The sequence below is a fragment of the Pseudomonas sp. USHLN015 genome (assembly GCF_037153275.1).
Taxonomy (GTDB): Bacteria; Pseudomonadota; Gammaproteobacteria; order Pseudomonadales; family Pseudomonadaceae; genus Metapseudomonas; species Metapseudomonas tohonis.
In genome coordinates this window covers 21,220-46,409 of sequence record NZ_JBBCKP010000004.1, presented here as the reverse complement: position 1 = coordinate 46,409, position 25,190 = coordinate 21,220, and the positions used below count along the sequence as shown (strand labels likewise).

At 67.8% G+C, this 25,190-nt stretch carries 24 protein-coding genes and 1 tRNA gene; 9 read left to right on the top strand and 16 right to left on the bottom strand.

The genetic code is table 11. From position 1 onward, the window contains the following. Positions 1 to 33: 33 nt before the first annotated feature. From WFQ67_RS09145 to yegS, 3 genes are all read right to left on the bottom strand, one after another. Complete coding sequence (locus WFQ67_RS09145) at positions 34 to 837, bottom strand: MOSC domain-containing protein (RefSeq protein WP_173173740.1); 804 nt, start codon at positions 835 to 837, stop codon at positions 34 to 36. 83 nt (positions 838 to 920) lie between these two features. Beyond that, positions 921 to 1,847, bottom strand: a complete 927-nt coding sequence (locus tag WFQ67_RS09140; protein ID WP_213628909.1) for a chemotaxis protein CheV — start codon at positions 1,845 to 1,847, stop codon at positions 921 to 923. A 130-nt stretch (positions 1,848 to 1,977) separates the two neighbouring features. After that, on the bottom strand, positions 1,978 to 2,883 hold the full coding sequence (yegS, locus tag WFQ67_RS09135) for a lipid kinase YegS (protein ID WP_173173737.1): 906 nt from the start codon (positions 2,881 to 2,883) through the stop codon (positions 1,978 to 1,980). A 210-nt stretch (positions 2,884 to 3,093) separates the two neighbouring features. On the opposite strand from yegS, the gene WFQ67_RS09130 reads away from it, so the two are divergent. Beyond that, the gene (locus WFQ67_RS09130; protein ID WP_111262731.1) at positions 3,094 to 3,792 is read left to right on the top strand and encodes a pirin family protein; all 699 of its coding nucleotides are present in this window, start codon (positions 3,094 to 3,096) and stop codon (positions 3,790 to 3,792) included. Between the two features lie 133 nt (positions 3,793 to 3,925). On the opposite strand, the gene WFQ67_RS09125 is transcribed toward WFQ67_RS09130, so the two are convergent. Genes WFQ67_RS09125 through WFQ67_RS09115 form a run of 3 tightly spaced genes read right to left on the bottom strand, consistent with a single transcriptional unit; the run spans position 3,926 to position 8,677 of the window. Continuing rightward, on the bottom strand, positions 3,926 to 5,485 hold the full coding sequence (locus tag WFQ67_RS09125; RefSeq protein ID WP_263153323.1) for an FGGY-family carbohydrate kinase: 1,560 nt from the start codon (positions 5,483 to 5,485) through the stop codon (positions 3,926 to 3,928). Between the two features lie 16 nt (positions 5,486 to 5,501). Then, positions 5,502 to 7,079: a glycerol-3-phosphate dehydrogenase/oxidase gene (locus tag WFQ67_RS09120; RefSeq protein ID WP_337056648.1), complete on the bottom strand. Its 1,578-nt coding sequence runs from the start codon at positions 7,077 to 7,079 to the stop codon at positions 5,502 to 5,504. Positions 7,080 to 7,081: 2 nt separating this feature from the next. Then, positions 7,082 to 8,677 carry an FAD-binding oxidoreductase gene (locus tag WFQ67_RS09115; RefSeq protein WP_337056647.1) on the bottom strand — a complete coding sequence of 532 codons (1,596 nt, stop codon included), beginning with the start codon at positions 8,675 to 8,677 and terminating at the stop codon, positions 7,082 to 7,084. 132 nt (positions 8,678 to 8,809) lie between these two features. On the opposite strand from WFQ67_RS09115, the gene gliR reads away from it, so the two are divergent. After that, a complete protein-coding gene (gene gliR / locus WFQ67_RS09110; protein WP_337056646.1) occupies positions 8,810 to 9,865 on the top strand; it encodes an AraC family transcriptional regulator GliR in 1,056 nt (351 codons plus the stop codon). A gap of 158 nt (positions 9,866 to 10,023) precedes the next feature. Here the strand turns inward: gliR and WFQ67_RS09105 are convergent, their stop codons facing one another. Together WFQ67_RS09105 and moaB are read right to left on the bottom strand one after the other, a co-directional pair. Next, positions 10,024 to 11,238, bottom strand: a complete 1,215-nt coding sequence (locus WFQ67_RS09105; protein ID WP_337056645.1) for a molybdopterin molybdotransferase MoeA — start codon at positions 11,236 to 11,238, stop codon at positions 10,024 to 10,026. Then, positions 11,235 to 11,774 (bottom strand): molybdenum cofactor biosynthesis protein B, encoded by a 540-nt coding sequence (gene moaB / locus WFQ67_RS09100; protein WP_173173724.1) that lies wholly within the window; start codon positions 11,772 to 11,774, stop codon positions 11,235 to 11,237. Before moaB ends, WFQ67_RS09105 begins: the two co-directional genes overlap by 4 nt. A 72-nt stretch (positions 11,775 to 11,846) precedes the next feature. Here moaB and mobA point away from each other — a divergent pair, with 72 nt between their 5' ends. The 3 genes from mobA to WFQ67_RS09085 all read left to right on the top strand — a co-directional run bounded on the left by mobA (position 11,847) and on the right by WFQ67_RS09085 (position 13,002). Then, positions 11,847 to 12,434 (top strand): molybdenum cofactor guanylyltransferase MobA, encoded by a 588-nt coding sequence (mobA, locus tag WFQ67_RS09095; protein ID WP_337056644.1) that lies wholly within the window; start codon positions 11,847 to 11,849, stop codon positions 12,432 to 12,434. An 84-nt stretch (positions 12,435 to 12,518) separates the two neighbouring features. Beyond that, complete coding sequence (locus tag WFQ67_RS09090; RefSeq protein WP_021219560.1) at positions 12,519 to 12,740, top strand: YgdI/YgdR family lipoprotein; 222 nt, start codon at positions 12,519 to 12,521, stop codon at positions 12,738 to 12,740. A 185-nt stretch (positions 12,741 to 12,925) separates the two neighbouring features. Beyond that, positions 12,926 to 13,002: transfer RNA gene (locus tag WFQ67_RS09085), tRNA-Pro, on the top strand. Between the two features lie 141 nt (positions 13,003 to 13,143). On the opposite strand, the gene WFQ67_RS09080 is transcribed toward WFQ67_RS09085, so the two are convergent. The 7 genes from WFQ67_RS09080 to WFQ67_RS09050 form a co-directional block, all read right to left on the bottom strand. Then, positions 13,144 to 14,679, bottom strand: coding sequence for a DHA2 family efflux MFS transporter permease subunit (locus tag WFQ67_RS09080; protein WP_337056643.1), 1,536 nt, complete (start codon positions 14,677 to 14,679; stop codon positions 13,144 to 13,146). A gap of 10 nt (positions 14,680 to 14,689) precedes the next feature. Further along, positions 14,690 to 15,877 (bottom strand): HlyD family secretion protein, encoded by a 1,188-nt coding sequence (locus WFQ67_RS09075; protein WP_337056642.1) that lies wholly within the window; start codon positions 15,875 to 15,877, stop codon positions 14,690 to 14,692. 14 nt (positions 15,878 to 15,891) lie between these two features. Next, positions 15,892 to 17,373 carry an efflux transporter outer membrane subunit gene (locus tag WFQ67_RS09070; protein WP_337056641.1) on the bottom strand — a complete coding sequence of 494 codons (1,482 nt, stop codon included), beginning with the start codon at positions 17,371 to 17,373 and terminating at the stop codon, positions 15,892 to 15,894. Next, complete coding sequence (locus tag WFQ67_RS09065) at positions 17,366 to 17,842, bottom strand: MarR family winged helix-turn-helix transcriptional regulator (RefSeq protein WP_213628898.1); 477 nt, start codon at positions 17,840 to 17,842, stop codon at positions 17,366 to 17,368. The genes WFQ67_RS09070 and WFQ67_RS09065 overlap by 8 nt, the downstream gene beginning before the upstream one ends. Positions 17,843 to 18,035: 193 nt before the next feature. Next, entirely contained in the window at positions 18,036 to 18,275 is a 240-nt protein-coding gene (locus WFQ67_RS09060; protein WP_173173711.1) for a glutaredoxin family protein, read from the bottom strand. A 46-nt stretch (positions 18,276 to 18,321) separates the two neighbouring features. Next, on the bottom strand, positions 18,322 to 19,482 hold the full coding sequence (locus WFQ67_RS09055; protein WP_337056638.1) for a DUF5610 domain-containing protein: 1,161 nt from the start codon (positions 19,480 to 19,482) through the stop codon (positions 18,322 to 18,324). Between the two features lie 108 nt (positions 19,483 to 19,590). Next, positions 19,591 to 20,172, bottom strand: a complete 582-nt coding sequence (locus WFQ67_RS09050; protein ID WP_337056637.1) for a TetR/AcrR family transcriptional regulator — start codon at positions 20,170 to 20,172, stop codon at positions 19,591 to 19,593. Positions 20,173 to 20,328: 156 nt separating this feature from the next. Between WFQ67_RS09050 and WFQ67_RS09045 the strand changes: the two genes are divergently transcribed. The 3 genes from WFQ67_RS09045 to WFQ67_RS09035 all read left to right on the top strand — a co-directional run bounded on the left by WFQ67_RS09045 (position 20,329) and on the right by WFQ67_RS09035 (position 23,218). Further along, positions 20,329 to 20,922 carry a glutathione S-transferase family protein gene (locus tag WFQ67_RS09045; protein WP_337056636.1) on the top strand — a complete coding sequence of 198 codons (594 nt, stop codon included), beginning with the start codon at positions 20,329 to 20,331 and terminating at the stop codon, positions 20,920 to 20,922. A 28-nt stretch (positions 20,923 to 20,950) separates the two neighbouring features. Then, on the top strand, positions 20,951 to 21,817 hold the full coding sequence (locus tag WFQ67_RS09040; protein ID WP_337056635.1) for an MBL fold metallo-hydrolase: 867 nt from the start codon (positions 20,951 to 20,953) through the stop codon (positions 21,815 to 21,817). 105 nt (positions 21,818 to 21,922) lie between these two features. After that, positions 21,923 to 23,218 carry an OprD family porin gene (locus WFQ67_RS09035; protein WP_337056634.1) on the top strand — a complete coding sequence of 432 codons (1,296 nt, stop codon included), beginning with the start codon at positions 21,923 to 21,925 and terminating at the stop codon, positions 23,216 to 23,218. 78 nt (positions 23,219 to 23,296) lie between these two features. On the opposite strand, the gene WFQ67_RS09030 is transcribed toward WFQ67_RS09035, so the two are convergent. Continuing rightward, complete coding sequence (locus tag WFQ67_RS09030; protein ID WP_213628892.1) at positions 23,297 to 24,505, bottom strand: ammonium transporter; 1,209 nt, start codon at positions 24,503 to 24,505, stop codon at positions 23,297 to 23,299. Between the two features lie 360 nt (positions 24,506 to 24,865). Here WFQ67_RS09030 and WFQ67_RS09025 point away from each other — a divergent pair, with 360 nt between their 5' ends. After that, positions 24,866 to 25,180 carry a DUF883 family protein gene (locus WFQ67_RS09025; protein WP_111263984.1) on the top strand — a complete coding sequence of 105 codons (315 nt, stop codon included), beginning with the start codon at positions 24,866 to 24,868 and terminating at the stop codon, positions 25,178 to 25,180. The last annotated feature ends 10 nt before the right edge of the window (positions 25,181 to 25,190 follow it).

The following is a 25,190-nucleotide window of genomic DNA, read 5'->3' as shown; positions in this document are numbered from 1 at the left end:
CGTTTCGTTTCCTGGATGAAATCCGCTGCGGGGTTACTCCAGCACCTCGACGTCCATCCCCACTTCCAGCGTGCCGTTGGAACGGTTGATCAGGTTCTGGCCGAAATAGACCTCGCCCTCACGCTCACGGTAGGTCTTGAGGGTGGTGAGGGGCTCGCGGTCGGGGCTGCGCTCACCGGTGGCGGGGTCGATGGTGGTGAGGATGCAACGGGTGCAGCCCTTGGCGACGCTGAACTCGACGCCGCCGATGCGGATGCGCTTCCACTCGTCCTCGGCGAAGGGCGCGCCGCCCTCCACCACCAGGTTGGGACGGAAGCGCAGCATCTCCAACGGACGGCCGACGCGGCTGGAAAGATCATCCAGCGAGGCCTGGCCGATCAGCAGCAGCGGGAAGCCATCGGCGAAACCGACCTTCTCCTCCGGCAGCAGGCTACCGGGGATATCCCGGGCGCGTTTCTCGGGCACGTGCACCAGGCGTGTGGGCTTGCCGATGAAGGCGCTGAGCCAGTCGGCGGCCTCATCGCCGGCATCGGGTACCCGCATGGAATCCTTCCAGATGAAGGTCCCGCGCAGGTCGCTGTCGGGATCGGGCAGCTTCACGTCGAGCGACGGCCGGCCGGCGGTGGCCAGGGTCAGGCCGCCCTCGGCGTTCCACAACGCGCTCAGCTGCGACATCTGCGGCAGCGCGCGCTGGGTGAGGAAGCGGCCATTGCTCGCGTCCACCAGCATCCAGCGCCGATCGCCGGCCAGCCCGAGGCCATCGAGCTCGGCACGCTCCAGGCGTTCGCCGATGGCGGATTTCATGGGAAAACGATAGAGGGCGGAGAGACGCAACATGGGGCCGGCATCCTTGGGCGGTCAGCGAAGGCCCCGTTATACGGAATCGCGGGCCGGGGCCTCAACCCCGGCTCGCAAAAAGGTCACTCATCCTTCTTCAGGCGGTCGGCCACCACGTCCACCAGCTTGTCCGGCTGGAACTTGGAGAGGAAGTTGTCGCAGCCGACCTTCTTTACCATGGCGTCGTTGAAACTGCCGGAGAGCGAGGTGTGCATCACCACGTAGAGGTCGCGCAGGCGGGGGTCGTTGCGAATCTCGGTGGTCAGGCGGTAGCCGTCCATCTCCGGCATCTCGGCGTCGGTGAAGATCATCAGCAGCTTGTCGGTCATCACCTCGCCGGAATCGGCCCACTTCTTCAGCAGGTTCAGCGCCTTGAGGCCGTCGCTGGCTACGTGGGTGCGGATCTCCAGTTGCGACAGGGTTTCGCGCAGCTGGGTCAGGGCGACGTTGGAATCGTCCACCAGCAGCACTTCGCGGCCACGGGCCTTGTCCAGCAGCGGGTTGCTCAGGCGCTCCTCGGACACCCGGGTGCTCATCGGCACGATCTCGGCCAGGACCTTTTCCACGTCGATGATCTCGACGATCTGGTCCTCCACCTTGGTGATGGCCGTCAGGTAGTGCTGGCGGCCGGCACCGCCGGGCGGCGGCTGGATGGACTCCCAGTTGAGGTTGAGGATGCGATCCACGCCCCCCACCAGGAAGGCCTGCACGGAGCGGTTGTACTCGGTGACGATGATGGTGCTGCGTTCATCCGGCACCAGCGCGCGCATGCCGATGGCGCGGGACAGGTCGATCACCGGCAGGGTCTGGCCGCGCAGGTTGACCACGCCGCAGACGAAGGGATGGCGCTGGGGGATCAGGGTCAGCTTCGGCAGTTGCAGGACTTCCTGCACCTTGAACACGTTGATGGCGAACAGTTGGCGGCCGGCCAGGCGGAACATGAGGATTTCCAGGCGGTTCTCGCCCACCAGCTGGGTGCGTTGATCGACTGTGTCGAGAATACCGGCCATTGCGTGCTCCTGTTGAATGTTCGAGCCAGACTGCGGCTGCACCTGCGTTATCGGCAGAGGGCCGTATAACTGTAGCGATCATGGCCTGGCGCCATCATGCACCAGGCGGGTCGACGGCACCAGAAGCCGGTTACTGCCGTCCGTCCTGCAACAGCGGAGAACCGTCCGGCAGATGTAAGCGTAGTGCGTCGCGGCGCGCATTGAAGCGAACCTGCCTGCATTCCATGGGTTCTCCGTCGAGATTCATGTCCAGCCCCTCGGGCGCCTCCACCTCGACCCAGGGCAGGCGCGCACTCACCGACACCGCGTCCACCCCGCCGATGCCGCCTGAAAGCAGGGTGCCGAGCGTGCCCACCACGTCCTGCGGGGCCGGCACGATGCACAACTCCAGCAACCCGTCGTCCACCCGCGCATTGGGACACAGCACGTGGCCACCGCCGGCCTGGCAGCCATTGCCGATGCCCACGGCGAGGAATTCGCCCTCCCATTCGAAGTCAGGCCCCTTGAAGCGCCCAAAGGCCGAGTGCACCTCGGAAAATCGCGTCAGCCCGGTGAGAAAGTAGGCCGCGCCGCCCAGCACCTTCTTCAGGTCCTCGGACGTGTTGGCCGTGATCTTCGAACCGAAGCCGCCGGTGGCCATGTTGAGGAACAGCCGCCCATCCGCCTCGCCCAGGTCGATCGACCGGGGCGCCACGTCCAGAAGCGCCAGCGCCTCGCCAGGCAGCAACGGCACGCCGGCGGCACGGGCGAAGTCGTTGGCGGTGCCCAGGGGCAGCAACGCCAGGCTCGCGTCCTCCCCGGCCAGCGCCATGGCCTCGGCGACATCGCGCAAGGTACCGTCCCCACCGCCGGCGATCAGGGTCCGGTAACCGGCGTCCAGCGCCTCGCCGACGATGCGCCGGGCGTCGCCGCCCTCCCAGGTGACGCGCACCGCCAGTTCCCATCCCGCATCGCGACGCGCCTGCACGGCTGCGCGCACCTCCTCGTTCAGTGCCTGTTTTCCATGCAGGATCAGCAACGCCTTGCGCTCGCTCATGAACCACTCCATTCACCGGGGAATCGGTCGAGTATATGCCTCGCACCGTAGGAACAACTTCAGACAAGCGTCAGAGACGGATTACACAAATATCTAATATGTCGATCTGTTTGTTGAATTATTTACGCTTTTTGTCGATACGAACTTGATGAAAAATGGCCTCCAACACGCCGCAGAGCCCAACCACCTGCGAGCAACGAGGAGATTCCCATGATCGAAGTACGCCCCTTCAACCAGCTCGGCGGTGCCCATCACGGCTGGCTCAACGCCCGTCACCACTTCTCCTTCGCCGAGTACCACGACCCGGCGCGGATGAACTGGGGCCAGCTGCGCGTCTGGAACGATGACGAGATCGCCGCCAACAGTGGCTTCCCGCCGCACCCGCACCGGGACATGGAAATCATCACCTACGTCCGCGAAGGCGCGATCACCCACCAGGACAACCTGGGCAACAAGGGCCGCACCGAAGCCGGCGACGTGCAGGTGATGAGCGCGGGCACCGGCATCGCCCACAGCGAGTACAACCTGGAAGGCGAGACGACCAAGATCTTCCAGATCTGGATCATGCCCACCGAGTTCGGCGCCGCGCCGTCCTGGGGTGCCAAGCCCTTCCCGAAAGGTGAACGCGCCGGCAGCTTCGTGACCCTGGCCAGCGGCATAGACGAGGGCAGCGATGCCCTGCCAATCCGCGCCAACGCCCGCCTGGTAGCCGCCACCCTGAAGGCTGGCCAGCAGGCGGAATACCGCCTGGAGAACGGCCGCAAGGCCTACCTGGTGGCTGCCCAGGGCCGTTATGAAGTCAACGGCGTGGCCGCCGAGGCGCGCGACGGCGTGGCGATACGCGATGTCGAGGTGCTGAGCTTCACCGCCAGCGAAGACACCGAGATCGTGCTGGTCGACGTCGCCTGATCAGGCCCGCAACGAAAACGCCCCCCGGGGTTCCACTCCGGGGGCGTTTTTCATTCCGCGCTAAACCGCCTTCGCATGTGCGGGAGCGAATTCCTTCGCGATACGCCCACCACCGAGACGCCGGGCGGCGCCATCACGCCGGATACCCGGTGATCTCGCGGATCTTCTGGTACAGCGGCTTCAGCTGCCGGTACATGCGCTGGTAAACGCCCTGGTAGAGCCGCTCGTAGGTGCGCTGCGCCTGCGGGTCCGGGTGGAACACCTGGCCGACACGGGTCATGGCGCGGATCGCCGTGGGGAAGTCCGGGTGCAGCCCCAGCCCCACCGCGCAATCGATGGCCGCGCCCAGCCCCGAGGTTTCGTAGACATGCGGACGCTCGGCCGGCAGGCCGAAGATATCCGCCGTCAACTGCATGGCCGCATCGCTTTGCGAGCCGCCACCGGAGACACGCAGGCGCCTGATCGGCGTGCCCGAGCGCTTCTCGATGCGCTCCTTGCCCTGGCGCAGCGCATAGGCCAGGCCCTCGAGGATGGCGCGGTAGATGTGCGCGCGGGTGTGCACGTCACCGAAACCGATGATCGAGCCCTTGGCCTCCAGCCCCGGTTCGCGGATGCCCGGCGTCCAGTAGGGCTGCAGCATCAGGCCCATGGAGCCCGGCGGCACGCTGTCGACCAGTTCATCGAACAGCGCCTCGGGCTCCACGCCCAGCTCCTTGGCCCGTTGCATCTCGCGCAGGCCGAACTCCTGCTTGAACCAGCTGACCATCCAGAAGCCGCGGTAGATCATCACCTCGGTGTTGAAGTGGTCGGGGATCGCCGCCGGGTAGGGCGGGATCAAGGGAATCGTCTCCAGGTAGCTGCGCCGGGTGGTGTTGATGGTCGCCGTGGTGCCGTAGGACAGGCACGCCGTGTCCGGCTCCACCCCGCCCGAGCCCATCACCTCGCAGGCCTTGTCGGCGCCGGCGGCGATCAGCGGCAGGCCCTCGGGGATACCGGTCAGGCGGCTGGCCTCGGCGCTGATGCTGCCCAGGCGCTCGCCGGGCTTGAACAGGTCCGGCAACTGCTCGCGGCGCACCGGCATCGCCTGCCACTTCCAGTCCCTGGGCGAGGCCCAGTCCAGGCGCTTGTAGTCGAACGGCAGGTAGGCCACCTGGCAGGCCACCGAATCCACGTAGCGGCCACACAGGCGATGGGTGAGGAAGCCCGACAGCAGCAGCACCTTGTGGGTCCGCTGCCAGATGTCCGGCTGGTGCTGCGACACCCAGTTCACCTCGGCCTGGGCGCGGAAATAGTCCACCGTGCCTTCGATGCGCAGCAGGCGGAACAGCCAGCCCCAGGGGCCCTTGATACGCCCCTCGACCTCGGCGCGGCGCTGGTCCAGCCAGATGATCGCCGGGCGCAGCGGCTGGCCCTGCTCGTCGACGTTGATCACCGTGCCGCGCTGGGTGGTGACCGAGACGCCACGGATCAGGCTGCGGTCGATGTCCACGGACTCCCACAGCAGGCGGCAGGCCTCGGCGAGGCTCGACCAGTAGTACTCCGGGTCCTGCTCGGCCCAGCCGGGCTGCCTGGAGTAATAGGCCTCCAGCGGCACCTTGCCCTTGCCCACCAGGTTACCGTCCAGGTCGAACAGCAGCGCGCGCACGCTCTGGGTGCCGTTGTCTATCGCCAGCAGGTAGCTCTTCTCGCTCACGGTGGATTCCTTGTTCTTATTCTGCGGGCAGGCTGTAGCTGCGCTGCCAGAGCGCAGCATAGGCCCGTTCCTCGTCTTCCCAGCGCGCGTCGCTCCAGCCGAGGCGAGCCTGGCACAGCGTACGGACGCGCGGCATCAGCGCCGCGCCGCCGCCAGGCAGCAGCAGGCCCAGGCGGGTGCGACGCAACAGCAGGTCGTCCAGGTGCAGCACCATTTCGCCCTCGGCCGCCCAGGCGAGTTCCGCCCAGAGCGTATCGGTGGCGCCGACGCGCTCGCTGCCCAGCGCCTCGACCAGCCGCGCGATGGCGGCGAGCTCAGGGCCGTGCCGCCCCACCAGGCGCCGATGCACCAGGGGCCCCAGGCCTGCCAGGTTCGTTCCCGGCGCCGGGGTGAACACCGCCGCGCCGAGATCGTCCACGGCACGGCCGGTGAAGGCCGCACAGGCACGCAGCACCTCCAGCGCCAGCAGGCGGAAGGTGGTCAGCTTGCCGCCGGCCAGGGTCACGCAGCCGGGTTCGATCCACAGCGCGTGTTCACGCTTCTCGTCGGAAGGCTTCAGCGAGCCTTCGCCATCGCTCACCACCGGGCGCACGCCAGCCCAGGTGGAGAGCACGTCCGCGCGCCCGATGGCGGCGGCCGGGAACTGCTCGCGGCAGGCGGCCAGCAGGTAGTCGACTTCCCCGGGGCTGATGCGCGCGTCCAGGTCCAGTTCTTCGCGGTGGTCCAGGTCGGTGGTGCCGACCACGGTCGCGCCTTCCCAGGGGAAGACGAACACCGGCCGGCCATCGTCCGGGTGCATGAAGCTGATGGCGTGGGCCAGCGGCAGGCGCCAGCCGGGCAGCAGCAAGTGGCTGCCACGCAACGGGCGGATGTGCTCGCTGCCCTCGCGACGGCGCAGGCGATCGGCCCAGGCGCCGGTGGCCTGGGCCACGGCGCGGGTGCGCAGTGAAAAGCGCCGGCCGCTCTCGATGTCTTCCGCCACCAGGCCGGTCACCCGGCCTTGCTCGCGGGTCAGTTCCACCACGCGCACACCATTGAGCGCCTCGCCGCCGTCGCGGCGGGCCTCGGCCAGCACGCGCATCACCAGGCGCGCGTCGTCGGTGACCGCGTCGAAGAACTGCGTGCCGCCCTGCAACTTCGCCTCATCCAGCCCGGGAGTGAGGAAACGCAATTGCTGCAGCGAGTGATAGAGGTGGTTGCGCTTGCCGGCCAGGGCGTCGTAGACCGCCAGCAGGCTGCCGAACACACGGGGGCCGGGAAAGCCGCCGCGGTGGGGCATGACGAAGCTCAGCGGATCGACCAGTCCCGGCGCCTCGGCCAGCAGGCGCTGGCGCTCGCGCACCGAGTCGCGGGTCAGGCCGAACTGGCCCTTGGCGATGTAGCGCAGGCCGCCGTGGACCATCTTCGAGGAGCGGCTGGAGGTGCCCCAGGCGAAATCGCGCTGCTCCAGCAGCAGGCACTTCCAGCCCCGCCTAGCCGCCTCGCGGAGGATGCCGGCACCGGTGATGCCGCCGCCGACGACGATCAGGTCCCAGTCCCGCGCCGCCAGCTCCGGCAGCGCGCGCTCGCGCCAGGCCGCGTTCCAGGGCTGCATGGTCAATCCTGGATCAGCACGCCGGGGGCCAGGCGGCCCTCGGGGTCGAAATGCCCGGCCAGCGCCTTGAGCACCGCCATGCCGCGCTCGCCCTTCTCCACCGGCAGCCAGGGCGCGTGGTCACGGCCCACGCCGTGCTGGTGGCTGATGGTGCCGCGGTTGTGTGCGATCACCTCGCTGGCCGCGCGCTTGAGCCGGCTCCAGCGCTGCAGGGCCTGCTCGTAGCTGGCACCGGGGCGGAACACATAGGTGGTGTAGATGCTGGAACCCTCGCCATAGACGTGGGACAGGTGGGTGAAGACGTGGACGCGCTCGCCCTCCTCCGCCAAGCCGTCACGCAGGCTGGCCTCCACCTTGTTCAGCAGGGTGTCGACGTTGATCCAGTCGGTGGCGGTCTCCAGGGTGTCGACCACGTAGCCGGCATCCCACAGGCCGTGGCGCAGGTAGGGGAAGCGGAAGCGGTTCTCCGCCCACTTCTTGCCCAGCAGGGTGCCGGTGAACACGCCGCCGAAGCCCTTGAGCAGCTTCTTCGCCTGGCGCAGCGACACGGCGTTCTGCTGGCGGTTGCCGGTGACGCCGAAGGTGAGCATGCACTTGCCGGTGCGCGCACCGCGGAAGGCCAGGTACTTCTCCAGCAGGGCGATCTGCTCGGGGTGGCCGGCCAGGGCCAGCTGGGTCTCGGTCTCGATGGCGTTGGACAGGCGCAGCATCGACAACGGCACGCGGGCCTGGGCCAGCGCGCGGATGCCTGCCAGGGCCTGCTCCCAGTTCGGCAGGAACACGGCGTAGAAGCTTTCCTGGTCGGCCAGGCGGGTGACCCGCACGCGCACCTCGGAGATCACCCCGAAGCGGCCTTCGGAGCCCAGCACCACCTCGCGCAGGTCCGGCCCTGCAGCGGATGCCGGGAAGGTCGGCAGCTCCAGCGGGCCGTCGAAGGTTTCCAGGGTGCCGCCGGCAAACAGCTGCTCGATGCGCCCGTAGCGCAGGGACTGCTGGCCGCTGGAACGGCTGGCGACCCAGCCGCCGATGGTCGAGAGCTCCCAGGACTGCGGGAAGTGGCCGAGGGTGTAGCCCCTGGCCCGCAGCTGGCTTTCCACCTGCGGGCCGTTGGCACCGGGGCCGAAGGTGGCGATCAGGCTTTGCTCGTCCAGGTCCAGCAGGCGGCTCATGCGCTCCAGGGAAAGCGTCAGCACCGGGCGCTCGCCGGCCTGCGGGTTGATGTGGCCGGCCACCGAGGTGCCGCCACCGTAGGGGATGAGCACCACATCGTGCTTCTTCGCCCAGGCCATCAGTTGGCGGATGTCCTCGGCGGTTTCCGGGTAGGCGACGCCGTCGGGGAACACCTCGAAGCGGCCTTCACGCATCGCCAGCCAGTCCGGCAGGCTCTGGCCACGGGCATGACGCACGCGCTCCTCGGCGTCCTGGCTGACCAGCACGTGGGGCGGCAGCCGCGAGGGCGGCACCTGGGCCAGCACCTGCGCGAGGGTGGCATCGTCCAGGCGCTGGCCGGCGCCGACGCGCTGAGCGAGAAAATCCGTGCCATTGGCCGGCAGTTCCACCACGGTCGACTCGTCGCCCCAGCCGTTCCAGCGTCGCATGCCCATCTCCTTGTTCGAGTTGTTTCGGAGGTTTTCAATGGGTGCCTATACTAGCCAGCCGCGCAAGGGCGTCACTGTCGGATCGGGACAGTGGCTATCGCCAATCAAGACATTTCAGAACAAGAAGAAACCATGGATTCCCTCGGCTACACATCCGTCCCCGCCCTGCTCAAGTACCTGCGCCACGCCGAGCACCTCGGCCTGGACGTGGCCGCTGCGCTCGACGCCGCCGGCATCCGCGCCGAGGAGCTGGCCGACAACGGCAAGCGCATGCCCAGCGAGGCCCACGAGCGCCTGCTGGAGCACCTGATGGCGGTCTCCGGCGACCCGCTGTTCGGCCTGCATTCCGCGCGCTTCGTGCAGCCGGGCTCGTGGAGCGTGCTCGGCTACATCACCATGAACTGCGCCACCCTGGGCGAGGCGATGAGCCGCATCGTCCCCTACGAGAAACTGGTGGGCGACATGGGCACCAGCCGCATCGAGGCTGCCGACGACCACATCCGCCTGATCTGGAACTGCCGCCACGAAGCCCCGGAGATCCGCCGCCACATGGTGGAGAACGTGCTCGCCTCCTGGCTGCTCTACGCCCGCTGGATCGCCGACATGGAGCGCTCGCCCCGCGAGGTCTGGTTCGAGCACGCCCAGCCCGCCGGCACCCGCCTGGAGGACTACGAGGAGGTCTTCGGCTGCCCGGTCCGCTTCGGCCAGCCCTGCAACGCCCTGCTGGTACCCCTGGAATACCTCGGCGTGCCCCTGCGCCAGGCCGACGCCAACCTGCTGCGCACCCTGGAAGAGCACGCCCTGGCGCTGATGGCCGGGCTGGACCAGGACGAGCCGCTGCCGCAACGGGTGAAGAACGCCCTGCGCTTGCTGCTCAAGGACGGCCTGCCGCGCAAGGAGCGGGTCGCGGAGAAATTCCACATGACGGTGCGCACCCTGCAGCGCCACCTGCAGCAGGCCGGCACCAGCTACCAGCAGATCCTCGACGAACTGCGCCAGGAACTCGCCGAGCACTACCTGCTGCGCAGCGACCTGGCCATCCAGGACATCGCCAGCTACCTCGGCTTCACCGAATCGCGCTCCTTCCACCGCAGCTTCAAGACCTGGACCGGCCAGACGCCCGGTGAATACCGCGAGGCCAGGCGGCAGGGGTTATCAGGTGGCACTGCGGGGCTTGGCGGCATGTAGGGCGGGTGAAACCTGCGAGGGGTATCGAACTGAGCTGTCGGGTTGCCCCGACCTACGGCCCGATGTCCAACGAGACCTGGAAGTAGCCCGGGCTTCAGCCCGGGGCCCTGTGCACAACCCGGACTGAAGCCCGGGCTACGCGGGCGGGGCAGGCCGGATCAGGCGTGCAGTTCGCTCAGGGGGATGAAACGCAGGGCGTCGCCTTCGGCGAGGGTGGTGCCTTCGAGCACTTCCACCAGGCCTTCGGCCCAGGCGGCGCTGCGCAGGACGCCGGAACTCTGGTTGCGGTAGATCACCGCGCGACCGTTTTCGAGGCGGGCGCGCAGGTATTCGCGGCGGTTGCCCGGCTTGCTCCAGGTAAAGCCGGCCGGTACCGGGAAGCCCAGGGGCGCGACTTTGTCCACGCCGAGGCGGCGCAGCAGGTAGGGCCGGGTCAAGAGGCCGAAGGTCACCAGGGTGGATGCCGGGTTGCCCGGCAGGCCGATCACCGGCACGCCCTGGAAATGACCGAAGGTCAGCGGCTTGCCCGGCTTGATCGCCAGTTTCCACAGCGCCAGCTCGCCCGCTTCACGCAGGGCCACGCCGAGGAAATCCGCCTCGCCGACGGACACCCCGCCGGTGGAGAGGATCAGGTCGACGCCGGTCAGTTCGCCCAGGGCCTTGCGGGTCAGCTCCAGGTCGTCGGCGAGGATGCCGCCATCGACCACCTCGCAGCCCAGGCGACGCAGCCAGGCGACCAGCAGGGTGCGGTTGCTGTTGTAGATCTGCCCCGGGCCGAGCGGCTGACCCGGCGCCACCAGTTCGTCGCCGGTGGAGAGCACGGCCACGCGAGGCCGCCTGCGCACCTGCAGGCGCGCAACGCCCAGGGTGGCGGCCAGGCCCATCTCGATGGGGCCCATCAGGGTGCCGGCGTCCAGCACCGTTTCGGCGGTGCGGGTCTCCTGGCCCTTGGGGCGCACGTTCTGCCCCGCCTTGAGGGTTTCGAGGAAACGCACGCGGCCATCGTCGAGCACCTCGGCGTTCTCCTGCATCTCCACCGTGTCGGCGCCCTCGGGCAAGGGCGCGCCGGTGAAGATGCGCGCACAGGTTCCCGGCTGCAGCGGGCCGGGGGCACTGCCCGCCTGGATGCGCTGGCTGACCACCAGCGGCTCGCCGGTCCAGTCGGCCAGGCGCAGCGCGTAGCCATCCATCGCGCTGTTGTCCCAGGGCGGCAGGTCGAGCCCGGCCACCAGCGGCTCGGCCAGCACGCGTCCATCGGCATCGGCCAGGGCGACGTCCTCCTGCTCGCGGATCGGGGCCTCCCCGGCCAGCTTCAGCAGCCGCGCCTGGGCCTCCTCCACCGGCATCAGGCCGGGGTGGTCGCAGCCACTCATCCGCGGCTCTCGCAGGCGTCGACGCGGGTCAGGTGCGGCACGAAATTGCAGGGGCGGTGACGGTTGTCCAGCTGCTCGGCGAGGATGCCGTCCCAGGCGGTGCGGCAGGCGTTGGTGGAGCCTGGGACGCTGCACACCAGGGTGCGGTTGGCGAGGCCGGCCAGGGCGCGGGACTGCATGGTGGAGGTGCCGATATCGGCTACCGAGATCTGCCGGAAGTACTCGCCGAAGCCGTCCACCTGCTTGTCCAGCAGGCAGGCGATGGCCTCGGGGGTGCTGTCGCGGCCGGTGAAACCGGTGCCGCCGGTGATCAGCACCACCTGGACCTGATCCTCGGCGATCCAGGTCGCCACCTGGGCGCGGATCTTGTACAGGTCGTCCTTGAGCAGCACACGGGCGGCGAGGCGGTGGCCGGCGGCGGTGAGGCGGTCGACGAAGAGCTGGCCGGAGGTATCGGTCTCCAGGCTGCGGGTGTCGCTGACGGTGAGGACGGCGATATCGAGCGGCACGAATACCGCCTCGGCCTTGTGGTTCATGGCAGGCTTCCAGTTGTAGGACAGAATGCCCAGTGTTATATCACAGCGCCGCCCCGTCCCGAGAGCCCGCCCATGCCCGGCAACGCCCCCCTTCCCTGCTCCGTCCTGCTGCTCGCCGGCGGCCGTGGCCAGCGCCTGGGCGGCCGTGACAAGGGCCTGGTGGAGTGGCGCGGGCGGCCGCTGATCGCCTGGCTGCACGCTGCGACGCGCGGGCTCACCGACGACCTGATCATCTCCTGCAACCGCAACGCCGAGCGCTATGCGCAGTGGGCGGACCAGTTGGTGGCGGACGACAGCCCCGACTACCCCGGCCCGCTGGCGGGCATCCGCGCGGGCCTCGCCGCCGCCCGCCACGCGCACCTGCTGGTACTGCCCTGCGATGCGCCGCTGGTGGACGCCGCGCTGCTCGACGCGCTGCTGCGCGAGGCCGGCGAGCGCCCGGTGATGCTGCACCAGGGCGGCTTCTGGGAACCGCTGTTCAGCGTGCTGCCACGCGCGCTTCTGCCGCAGATCGAGCACGCCTGGCAGGCCGGCGAGCGCAGCCCCCAGCGCATCCTCCGCACCCTCGACCCGATCGCCGTGGAATGCCCGGTGGACGACCCACGCCTGGCGAACCTGAACACCCCGGACCTGCTGGAGACTCCGCGCGGATCGGCATGAATTGCAGCGGGCTTCCGGAACTTTGCCGGCCGGTTTTCCGTCAGAGCCCGAGAACCTCCCGTTCATTCATCAAGGAGATGGAAGATGAACCAGCGGATCATTCCCGCATTCGTGCTCGCGCTCGGCCTGGTCACCCTGGCCGGCTGCTCGTCCCCCACCGTGATCACCCTGAACGACGGCCGCGAGATCCAGGCCGTGGACAAGCCCGATTACGACGATGACTCCGGCTTCTACGAGTTCGAGCAACTCGACGGCAAGCGCGCCAAGGTCAACAAGGACCAGGTCCGCACCATCAAGGAACTCTGAGCCCCACCCGGCGACCTTCGCGGTCTCCCGGCCAAGCCCGCCGCAGGCCACCTTGCGGCGGGCTTCGTTTTTTCCGCCCCGCCATGGGCAGCGCCCTGGACACCGCGGCAGCCCTGCCCGCTAAAAAAATTTCAGCTAACCCCTTGTCGACCAAAAAGTTTTCTGTAGAATGCGCGCTCATTCCACGGAGCGTAGCGCAGCTTGGTAGCGCGTCTCGTTCGGGACGAGAAGGTCGCTGGTTCGAATCCAGTCGCTCCGACCAAATCCCGAAAAACCCGCCTTGATAGGCGGGTTTTTTATTGCCTGCGAAAAAGCCTCCTCCTCTCCTTCCGCAAAAAAGAAGCCCGATGCACAGGCATCGGGCTCTGTCGTGCCGGGCGTCGCTACGCTCGGTCCTCCTCCATCAATGGGCGTTGGCCGCGGCACCGGGCTTGGCGCCGAAGGGCGGCCTGGCCAGCCAGATGAGCAGGATCAGTCCCATGCAGACCCAGCCGATCATGGTGAAGTAGTCGATGGTCGACATCATGTACGCCTGCCCGGTGACGATGTGGTCCAGGGACGCGGCGTTCTGCTGGCTCATGCCGCCCATCTGCTCCAGCATCTGCCGGGTGCCCGGGTCGTAGGTGCTGATGTGCTCGGTGAGGTAGGCGTGGTGCTGGTCGGCGCGGCGTATCCAGATCCAGGTGGTGAGCGAGGCCGCGAAGCTGCCGCCCAGGGTCCGCAGGAAGGTGGCGAGGCCCGAGCCGTCGGCGATCTCGTTCTGCGGCAGGTCCGAGAGCAGGATGCTGAGGATGGGCATGAAGAACAGCGCCACGCCGAAGCCCATGAACAGCTGCACCAGGGCGATGTGCAGGTAGTCCACCTCGGTGGTGAAGGACGCCCGCATGAAGCAGCTGGCGCCGATGGCGAAGAACGCCAGGCTGGCCAGCACGCGCAGGTCGAAGTTCTGCGCATAGCGCCCCACGAACGGCGACATGATCACCGGCAGCAGGCCGATGGGCGCCGCCGCCAGGCCGGCCCAGGTGGCGGTGTAGCCGAGCTGGGTCTGCAACCATTGCGGCAACAGCAGGTTGATGCCGAAGAAGGCCGCGTAGCCCCCCACCAGCGCCAGGGTGCCGGCGCTGAAGTTGCGGTGGCGGAACAGCCGCAGGTTGACGATGGGGTGGCGGTCGGTGAACTCCCAGATGATGAACACCGCCAGGGCGATGACCGCGATCACCGTGCCGCCGACGATGAAGTCCGACTCGAACCAGTCCAGGTCGTTGCCCTTGTCGAGCACGATCTGCAGCGCCCCGACGCCGATCACCAGGGTCGCCAGCCCCATCCAGTCCATGGGCTCGCGCTTGAGCGCCACCGGCCGCTTGCGCAACTGCTGGTAGACCACGAAGGCGGCGAACAGGCCGATGGGCAGGTTGATGAAGAAGATCCACGGCCAGCTGAAGTCGTCGGTGATCCAGCCGCCGAGAATGGGCCCGGCGATGGGCGCCACCACCGTCACCATCGCCAGCAGCGCCAGGGCCATGCCCCGTTTCGCCGGTGGATAGATCGACAGCAGCAGGGTCTGGGTGATCGGGTACAGCGGCCCGGCGACGAAGCCCTGGAGGGCGCGGAAGCCCACCAGGGCATTCATCGACTGGGCCACGCCGCAGAGGAACGACGCCAGCACGAACAGCAGCGCGGCGCCGATGAACAGGCGCACCTCGCCCACCCGACGGCTCATCCAGCCGGTCAGCGGCAGGGCGATGGCGTTGCTCACCGCGAAGGAGGTGATCACCCAGGTGCCCTGCTCCGAACTCACCCCCAGGTTGCCGGCGATGGTCGGCAGCGCCACGTTGGCGATGGTGGTGTCGAGCACCTGCATGAAGGTCGCCAGCGACAGGCCGATGGTGGCCAGCACCAGGTTCGGCGGGGTGAAGCTGGCTGCTGCGTTATCGCTCATGGTCGCCGTCTCAACGCTGCGCGGTCTTGTGGGCGGCATCCGGGCCGTTGGCGTGGATCAGCTGCTCGATCAACTGGTCGGCTTCCGCCAGCTGGCGCTGGTACACGTCGGTGGCGAACAGCGGCTTCTTCGGTGCCTGCTGGGCCAGGGACGGGCCGCTCTGGTCGTGCAGGTCGACCTTGACGTTCATCGACAGGCCGATGCGCAGCGGGTGCTCCTTGAGCTGCTCGGGGTTGATGCGGATGCGCACCGGTACGCGCTGGACGATCTTGATCCAGTTGCCGGTGGCGTTCTGCGCCGGCAGCAGGGAGAAGGCGCTGCCGGTGCCGACGCCCAGGCTGTCCACCGTGCCGCTGTACTTCACGTCGTCGCCGTAGAGGTCGGACTCGATCTCCACCGGCTGGCCGATGCGCATGTTCTTCAGTTGGGTTTCCTTGAAGTTGGCGTCGATCCACACCTGGTCCAGGGGGATGACCGCCATCAGCGCGGTGCCGGGCTGCACGCGCTGGCCGAGCTGCACGGTGCGCTTGGCGACGTAGCCGGTGACCGGTGCCACCAGGGTGGCGCGGGCGTCTTCCAGGTAGGCCTGGCGCAGGGTGGCGGCAGCAGCCTTCACGTCAGGGTGGGAGGCGATCACGGTGTCGTCCACCAGCGCCCGGCTGGTATTGAGCTGCTGCTCGGCGCTGGTCAGGGCGCTCTGCGCGGAGTCCAGGGCGTCTCGGGCGTGGGCCAGTTCCTCCTGGGAGATCGCGCCATCCTTGGCCAGGTTGCGACGGCGGTCGAAGTCCGCCCGGGCCTTCTGCAGGGCGATCTTCTTCGCCGCCACCTCGGCCTTGTAGCCATCCACGCTGTTGTAGAGCCCACGCACCTGGCGCACGGTGCGCGCAAGGTTGGCCTCGGCCTGCTGCAGGCCGATCTCCGCGTCGCTCGGATCGAAGCGCACCAGCACCTGGCCTTCGTGCACCAGGTCGCCGTCATCGGCGCCGATGCTGGTGACGGTGCCCACGGTCTGCGGGGTGATCTGCACCACGTTGCCGCCGATGTAGGCGTCGTCGGTGTGCTCGCTCCAGCGGCCGAAGAGCTGCTCCCAGGCGAAGGCGAGGGCGGCGACGATGAGGATCACGGCGAGCAGGATCAGCAGCATCCGCTTGCGCTTGGGGTTGCCTTGGACGGCGGTTTCCGAAGTCTGGGTGGTCATGGTCTGTGCCTCGTTCATTCAGCGGCAGCCGGGCGGGCGCCCTGGGCGAGCGGAGTCGGTTCGGGTTGGAAGCCACCGCCGAGGGCCTGCACCAGGCGCACGGAGGTGTCGATCTGCTGGACGTCCAGGCTGACCAGCTGGCGTTCGGTGACCAGCAACTGCTGCTCGACGCTGAGGGCGTCCAGGTAGTTGCCGATGCCTTCTCCATAGCGGCGCATGGCGAGGTCGTAGTTCGACTTGGCGATATCGCGGGCCTGGCGCTGCACCTCGATCTGCTGCGCCAGGGAGCGCAGCTGGCTGAGGTCGTCGCTGACCTCGCCGAGGGCGGCCACCAGGGTCTTGTTGTACTGGGCCACGGCCAGGTCGTAGTCGGCATCCACACCCGCCAGGTTGGCGCGCAGGCGGCCGCCGTCGAACACCGGCAGGGAGATGGCCGGCGCCACCTGGTAGAAGCGGCTGTCACCCTTGAACAGGTCGCCGCTGCTCAGGGCGGCGAGGCCGACCATGGCGCTGAGGTTGAGGTTGGGATAGAAGCCGGTCTTGGCCGACTCGATGCCCTTGCTCGCCGCCTCGACGCGCCAGCGCGCGGCGATCACATCCGGGCGGCGGCCGAGCAGTTCGGCCGGCAGGTCCGACGGCAGCGCCAGGGCGGTGGGCTGCAGGACTGCGGGGCGCTGGATGCGCTGGCCACGGTCGGGGCCCTGCCCCAGCAGCACGGCGAGGGTGATGCGGTCGCTGTCGATCTGCTGCTCGGCGGCCAGCAGTTGCTGGTGTGCGGCAGCCTGCTGGGCCTCGCTCTGCTGCAGCTGCACCTTGCTGTCCAGGCCGGCTGCCAGGCGCTGCTTGCTGAGGCTGTAGAGGTGCTCGGAGCGCTTGAGCTCCTCCTCGGCCAGGTCACGGGCGACGAAGGCGTAGGCGAGCTGGCTGTAGGCGCGGGCGACGCTGGCGGACAGGTTGAGGCGCGCGGCCTGCTGGTCCACCTCGGCGGCGCGGGCCTGGCCGAGCGCGGCTGCCCAGGCGGCGCGCTGGCCGCCCCAGAGGTCGATGTCGTAGCTGAACCCCAGGGACAGGTACTTCACGGCCGCATAGCTGCCGCCGATGGGCGCGGGCACCACGCTCTCCGGCGCACGGGCACCGGAATAGCTGGCGCTGGCATTGACACTGGGCATGCGCGCGGCGTCCTGCGCCTGGGCTTCGGCCAGGGCCTTGCGGGTACGGGCGGTGGCCACCTGCAGGTCCGGCGAGCCGGCAAGGGCTTCGTCCACCATGGCGTCGAGCTGGGCGTCACCCAGTTGCTTCCACCAGTCCTGGCGCGGCCAGGCGGCGGCGCTGAGAGGCGTGCCCGCCAGGCTGCGCCCGGCCTCCAGGGCGGCGGCATCGAGAGTCCTGCCCTCGGGCTCCAGGCCGCTGGAGCTGGCGCAGGCGGCCAGCGCCAGGGCGGCGCCGAGCACCAGGGCGCTACGCCCCAGGCGGGTCGTGCGGCGGTATTCATTCATGATCGGTCGCTCCGAGCGGCGCGCACGGGTCGCGCCCTTGCAAGATCTTGCCCAGCAGGCCCACCAGGGTGCGGAGTTCCTCGCTGGTCAGCGGGCTGGTGAGTTCGTTCATGGCGTCGGCGACGATCTCCGGCATCTGCCGGCTGATGCGCAGGCCGTCCTCGCTGAGGGCCAGGCGCACGCTGCGGCGGTCCGACGGGCAGGGCTTGCGCAGCAGCAGGCCCTTCTTCTCCAGGCGATCGAGCATGCGGGTCATGGAGCCGCTGTCCACCGAGAGCTCACGGCACAGGTCGGCCGGAGTATTGGCGCGGTCCATGTAGATGAACATCAGCACCTTGAACTGGGCGGAAGTGATGTCCAGGGGCGCCAGGTAACGGTCGAGCAGGCGGTCCTTGAGCAGCGCGGAACGCCCGATGTACTGGCCGATGGAGCCGGTGAAGGGGTAGTCGGCGGGGCTGTAGTGCTTCATTGGCTAATATCTGCCTAGGCAGTAACTGACTGGGCAATCATACGAGCGATGAAACATTTGGCAAGGCATTCACTGTTGCATTGGATCGACAATCCGTTCCCTGAAAGGGGGATTGATCGGCAGGCAAGCAGTCACCACGGGGCGCGGTGACCCGTGAGGCGGGAAAGGCTTGGGGGAGGCAACCGACCAGCGGTCAGTGTTCGAGGAAGGCGGCGACCTTGGCGGCGTCGAAGGGCCAGTCCAGCTCGGCACCGGTATCGCAGCGACGCAGTACGGGAATGCGCAGGGCGTAGTCGTCCATCCATTCCTCGCGGTCGGCGATGTCCATCAGCTCGACCATCAGGCCATGCTCGACGAAGGGCATGAGCACGCCCTCCGCCACTTCACAGAGATGGCAACCCAGGGTGCCGAACAGGCTGCATTCGGGGAGCATCGCCACGCGCCTCGCCAATCAGGAAAGGCGCGGATTCTAGCACGGCTCAGGCCTTGGCCGAGTCGTCCCTGGCGGTGGCGGGCAGCAGGTTCTGCAGCCCGTCCAGCAGCTTGCTGTTGAAGGCCTGGGCCTTGTCCAGCTGGTTGTCGCTGAGGCGCTCGTTGAGCGAGAAGCCGCCGTTGAGCAGGTCCTGCAGCGTGCCCTTCGGGTCGTCGGACAGCTTGGCGGCGTTCCTCAGCGCCTCGAGCATGCCCTTGGCATAGTCCTGCAGCGAGGTGTTCACCGCGCTGGCCGGCTGGCCACCCTCCTGGGCCACGGAGCCATAGGTGCTGGTGGCCTTGACCGTGGTCTGGGTCAGGTTGAGCGACATCGAGGCCAACTGGTCGCCGTTCATGTCCAGGGCCAGGGCGCGGTCGAAGGCAGCGTTGAGGTCACCCGAATAGAACTTGCTGGAGATGTCCTGCACCTGGTCGAGCAGGTCGTTCAGCGCGGCCTTCTCGTCGTCGTTGAGGTCGCCATCCACCTGCACCTTCCAGCCGCCGATCTGCAGGCTGCCGGATTCGGAATTGACGCTGGTGGCGCTGTTGCCGTCCTTGCCGGAGCTCGTCGAGGAACTCTTCGACCAGTCGGCCGAGGCCTGGGCGATGGAGATCTTCACCTTGTCGCCTTCCTTGGTGGTCACCTCCATGTCGAAGGTCGAGGAACGCGCGGAGAAGCTCTGGCTTGAAGTACTTACGCCGGTGCTACCGGAGGAGCCGGTGCTCGGTGTCTTGCCATCCAGGCCGAGGGAACTGGCCAGGTTGTCGAGGCCGTCCTGGATCTTGCCGAAGGTGTCCTCGATGTCGCTGGCGATCTTGCCGCCCAGCACACCCAGGCCCTGGAGGATCTTCTTCGCCTCGGCGAAGCCCTTCTCCACGCCTTCGCGGGCCTGGTCGAGCATCTTCTGCAGTTTCTCGGGGTCGGCGCCCTTGGCCGCCTCGGCCTGGATGCGGCCCCCGACGAAGTCGAGGATGCGCCCGGCCACCTTGTCGGGCGTGTAGTCGTCCTGGGTCTTGCCGGCCAGGCTGCCGGGCTCGACACCCAGGCGCTGGGCGACGCGGTTGGTCAGCACGTTCTGCGCGTTGGTGGCATTACGGGTCGCGCTGTCGATCTTGTTCAGATAACTCGGGCGCGTGGTTGCGGAAGCCAGGGAATCGAGAGTCTTCATAGCGGCAGTCCCGGAAAATCGGATGTACACCGATTTGACGGCATCCCCCGGGAAACCTTGAGAACGAATCCATCACCTGCCGATGGACGGCAGCGACCGATATTGACGTCAGGAGTTCGGCGTGCCCGATACAGAGACACCCGCCGCCTGCAGCAGCACGGTAGCGGCGTCCCTGGCCTCCAGCGCCTGCTGCGCCGGCCCCTGCATGTGGGCCATGGTGATCGCCCCTTCCATCAGGTATTGCAGCTGCCGCGCGAGACGCTCGGGCTCCGAGACCTGCAAGCGCTCCAGCGCCAAGCGGAAGTGCTGCTCGGCGTTCGCCTTGTGCAGGGCGGCGACGCGGTGGATCGGGTGCTCGCGGTCATGGAACTCGGCAGCGGCGTTGACGAAGGCGCAACCGAAGAACTCGCTGCCGTGGAGCAATTGGTGCAGGCCATCGAAGACGGCAAGGATCGCCGCCGTCGGCGACAGGTTCTCCAGCGCCCAGGCCATCAGTTGGCGGCTCGGCTCCAGCCGCCGGCGCAGCGCCGCCTCGATCAGCTCTTCCTTGGACTTGAAGTGCTTGTACAGCGTCATCTTCGCCACCCCGGATTCCGCGAGGATGCGATCGATGCCGGTGGCGTGGAAACCGTCGCGGTAGAACAGCGCGATGGCAGTGTCGATCAACTGATCGCGTTTGCTCGAAGCCATGTGGAACCTCCTGACCGGCGCATTATGCGTATCCGCCCGCACCGGCTCAAACCCGCATCGCATCGGCCTGCGAGGCACGCGACACGGTTGGCGCTTGAAATATACAGACCTGTCTGTCTAATATCCAGCCGCACAACCACAACCAGGGTCTCCCCCATGCAGCTCCATGACTTCCCGCTTTCCGGCAACTGCTACAAGGTCCGCCTGTTCCTCGGCCTGATCGGCCAGCGCGCCGAGATCGTCACGGTCAACCTGGCCGCCGGTGAACAGAAGCAACCGGCGTTCCTCGCCCTCAATCCCCGTGGCCAGGTGCCCGTGCTGGTGGAAGATGGCCAGGCGCTGGTGGACTCCCAGGCCATCCTCGTCTACCTGGCACGCCGCCACGCACCCGACTGGCTGCCCGATGACGCGCTGCAACAGGGACGCATCGCCGGTTGGCTGAGCTTCGCCGCCAACGAGCTGCATCACGGCCCGGCCAGCGCACGGGTGATCAAGCTGTTCCGCCGCCCGGGCGACCTCGAGGCCACCCAGGCCAAGGCGCGCCAGGTGCTGGCCGTGGTCGAGCTGCAACTGGGCCACCACGCCTGGCTGGCCGAAGGCGCTACCCCCAGCATCGCCGACGTCGCGCTTTACCCCTACCTGGCGATGGCCGGGGAAGGCGGCGTCGAACTCGCGCCCTACCCGCACATCCGCCAGTGGTGCGACCGCATCCGCGCCCTGCCCGGCTACGTCGAACTGCCCCGCCTCTGAACACCTCCGCCACTGCAAGGAAGCCCCCATGCGCCTGCTCCGCCTCCTCCTCACCGGCCTGCTGCTGGCCGCCAGCCCCTTCGCCAGCGCCCAGGGCCTGCGCTTCGCCCTGGTGAAGACTTCCCACGCCGAGCCCCTCGACGCCTTCACCATGGAAGGCGGCCAGTGGACCAGGACCGTCGCGGTCAACCACACCGCCGTGCTCATCCAGCACCACGCCGCCACCCTGCTGCTGGACACCGGCCTGGGGCGCCAGGTGGATGCCCAGTTCAAGGGCGACATGCCCTGGTGGGACAAGCCGCTGTTCAAGTACGAGGACGTCGTCCCCGCGCGCGACCAACTGGACCGCGACGGCATCCGCGTCGACCGCATCCTCCTCACCCACGCGCACTGGGACCACGCCTCGGGCCTGGCGGACTTCCCCGAGGTGCCGGTCTGGGCGCCCTGGGCGGAGATCGAGTTCAGCCACATCGCCGCGCCGCCGGCGGTGCTGCCCAGCCAGTTCACCCACGAGATCCTCTGGCGGCCCTTCGACTTCCAGCCCGAGCCCTACATGGGGTTCGACGAGAGCCTCGACCTGTTCGGCGACGGCAGCCTGGTCCTGGTGCCGCTCACCGGTCACACGCCGGGCTCGGTGGGGCTGTTCCTCACCCTCGACGACGGTCGCCGCTTCTTCTTCACCGGCGACACCAGTTGGCGCCTGGAAGGCTTCACCGGGCCCCACGAGAAGTTCTGGGTCAGCCGCCGGATGGTGGACAACGACCGCGACGGCACCCTCGCCCAGCTCCGGCGCGTTCACGACCTGCTGCAGGCCGAGCCGGACCTCACCGTGGTGCCGGCCCACGACGCCGCCGTGCAGGACCGCCTCGGCTACTACCCGCAGTGGGTGCAGTGAGGGCGACCAATGTCTAAATGACGATTGTGTTACCGGATGCTTAATTCCACTCGTTGTAACGGGGCGGCCCAACCGCCCCGCACCCCCAACGAGGAGACAATAACAATGAGCAAGACCTCGCTCGCGCACGCCATCGCCCTGGCTGCGCTCAGCACCGGCCTCACCCTGCCCGGCCTCGCCCAGGCCGAATTCCTGAAAGACGGCAAGGCCAGCGTCGAACTGCGCAACTTCTACTTCAACCGTGACTTCCGCCAGGACGGCGCCGCCCAGTCCAAGGCCGAGGAGTGGGCCCAGGGCTTCCTGCTGCGCTACGAGTCGGGCTTCACCGAAGGCACCATCGGCGTCGGTGTCGACGCCATCGGCGCCCTGGGCATCAAGCTCGACTCCAGCCCGGACCGCACCGGCACCGGCCTGCTCAAGCGCGACCGCGAAGCGCCCAACCGCGCCCAGGACGAATACGGCGAAGTGGGCCTGACCGCCAAGCTGCGTGCCTCCAAGAGCGTGCTCAAGGTCGGCACCCTGCTGCCCAAGCTGCCGACGGTGCAATACAACGACTCGCGCCTGCTGCCGCAGACCTTCCAGGGCGGCCACATCAACTCGATGGAAATCGACGGCCTGACCCTCGACGCCGGCCAGCTCAAGCAGGTGAACCAGCGCGACTCCTCGGACTACGAGGACATGACCATCACCAACAGCCGCGTCGCCGCCACCGGTGCCGGCGGGGCCCGGGGCATCACCTTCCGCGGTGGCCAGACCAGCGACGAGTTCAACTTCGCCGGTGCCACCTACAAGTGGAACGACAACCTCGCCACCGGCTACAACTACGGCAACCTGGACGAGTTCTACAAACAGCACATCTTCACCGTCCTGCACACCCTGCCGCTGGGTGACAAGCAGTCGCTCAAGAGCGACATCCGCTACGCCCGCTCCACCGACGAAGGCAGCAGCAACGTCGACAACAAGGCCTTCGGCGCCATGTTCACCTACGCCCTGGGCGGCCACGCCTTCGGCCTCGGCTACCAGAGCATGAGCGGCGATACCGGCTACGCCTACATCAACGGCACCGATCCCTTCCTGGTCAACTACGTGCAGATCGGCGACTTCGCCGCCAAGGACGAGAAGTCCTGGCAGGCGCGCTACGACTACAACTTCGCCGCCATGGGCATCCCCGGCCTGACCTTCATGACCCGCTACCTGTCCGGCGACAATGTCGACCTGGGCGCCGGTCGCCCCGAAGGCAAGGAATGGGAACGCAACACCGACATCGCCTACGTCTTCCAGGACGGCCCGCTGAAGAACCTCGGCGTGAAATGGCGCAACGCGACGGTGCGCTCGACCAACTTCGGCAACGACATCGACGAGAACCGCCTGATCGTCAGCTACGTGGTGCCGCTCTGGTAGTCACCCGCAGTGCAATGAAAAAGCCCGCCATATGGCGGGCTTTCTTCATCCTGCGATCCCGTCCGGATTGGGAGTGCATCAATCCTGGCTGGTCGCGCCGATCTTGTGGATCGACAGGTCTGCGCCGTAGTACTCCTGCTCCTGGGACAGGCGGATGCCCAGGGTCTTCTTCAGCAGGCCGTAGACCAGGAAGCCGCCCACCAGCGCCACCAGCACGCCGAGGCCGGTGCCGATCAACTGGCTCACCAGGCTGACGCCCCCCAGGCCGCCGAGCGCCTCCTGCCCGAAGATGCCGCAGGCGATGCCGCCCCAGACACCACACAGGCCGTGCAGCGGCCAGACGCCCAGCACGTCGTCCAGCTTCCACTTCACCTGGGTCGCGGTGAAGGCCCAGACGAACAGGCCGCCCGCGATGGCACCGGTGGCCAGGGCCCCCACCGGGTGCATCAGGTCGGAGCCTGCGCAGATCGCCACCAGTCCGGCCAGCGGGCCGTTGTGCAGGAAGCCCGGGTCGTTGCGCCCCACCAGCAGCGCGGCGACCGTGCCACCGACCATCGCCATCAAAGAATTGACCGCCACCAGGCCGCTGACGCCTTGCAGGGTCTGCGCGCTCATCACGTTGAAGCCGAACCAGCCGACGATGAGGATCCAAGAGCCCAGCGCCAGGAAGGGGATGTTCGACGGCGCGAAGGCCACCAGGCGGCCATCTCGGTAGCGGCCGTCACGGCGCCCCAGCAACACCACCGCGCCGAAGGCCAGCCAGCCTCCCACCGCGTGCACCACCACGGAGCCGGCGAAGTCGTGGAAGCCAGCGCCGAAGCTCGCCTTCAGCCAGTCCTGCAGGCCGAAGTTGCCGTTCCAGATCAGCCCCTCGAAGAAGGGGTAGACGAAGGCCACGATCAACGCCGTGGCGCACAGCTGCGGGCCGAAGCGGGCGCGCTCGGCGATGCCGCCGGAGATGATCGCCGGGATGGCGGCGGCGAAGGTCAGCAGGAAGAAGAACTTCACCAGCGCGTAGCCGTGTTCCGCCGCCAGCTCGCCGGCCGGCTGCAGGAAGGTCACGCCGTAGGCCACCCAGTAGCCGATGAAGAAGTAGGCCAGGGTGGAGATGGCGAAGTCCGAGAGGATCTTCGACAGGGCGTTGACCTGGTTCTTCTGGCGCACGGTGCCCACTTCCAGGAACGCGAAGCCGGCGTGCATGGCGAGCACCATCACGGCGCCCATCAGGATGAACAGGGTGTTGGAGCCGTGGATCAGGGTTTGCACGGCACTGTTGAGGTTTTCCATTGGCAGGAAGGCTCCGGCAGGGAAAAAGCACCAATACGGTTCAAAGCACGCCGGACACGCACCACACTGAAGCCATCACGCCCCCGAACGGTTCTATGCCTGTGGCCATAACGGGGCGGAGCGGTGCAGCCGGCAGTTTGATTTTTCAGGCTTTCTCTTTGTTTTTCATATGCTTGCCAGGATTCGACAGCCCTGTCGAAGCCCCGTGCGACGCCCGATAACGGGGCGCAGCGACGCTCTGGCGCACCAGGGCGTTGCAAGCGCCATACCAGCGCCCGAGCGCAAATATCGCCGGAACCTAAACCCGGCGCTGCGACTCACAACTACCAAGCGTTCCCAGTCCTCAAGGAGATCCACGCCATGCCACGCAAGACCGCCAGCCGCGCTCAGGACGACCTGCTTACCGAATTCCAGGCCCTCGTCGGCGACACCGAAAAACTGCTGCAACACACCGCCAGTCTTGCCGGCGACCAGGCAGAGGAGTTGCGCCTGCAGATCCATGAGTCCCTCAAGCGCGCCCGTGAGACCCTGCACCTGACCGAGGAGAAGATCGTCGACAAGGGCAAGGCCGCCGTCGCCGCTACCGAAGACTATGTACAGGAACATCCCTGGCAGACCATCGGCCTCTCCGCCGGCATCGGCTTCCTCCTCGGCCTGCTCGCCTCGCGTCGCTGACCATGGAGCC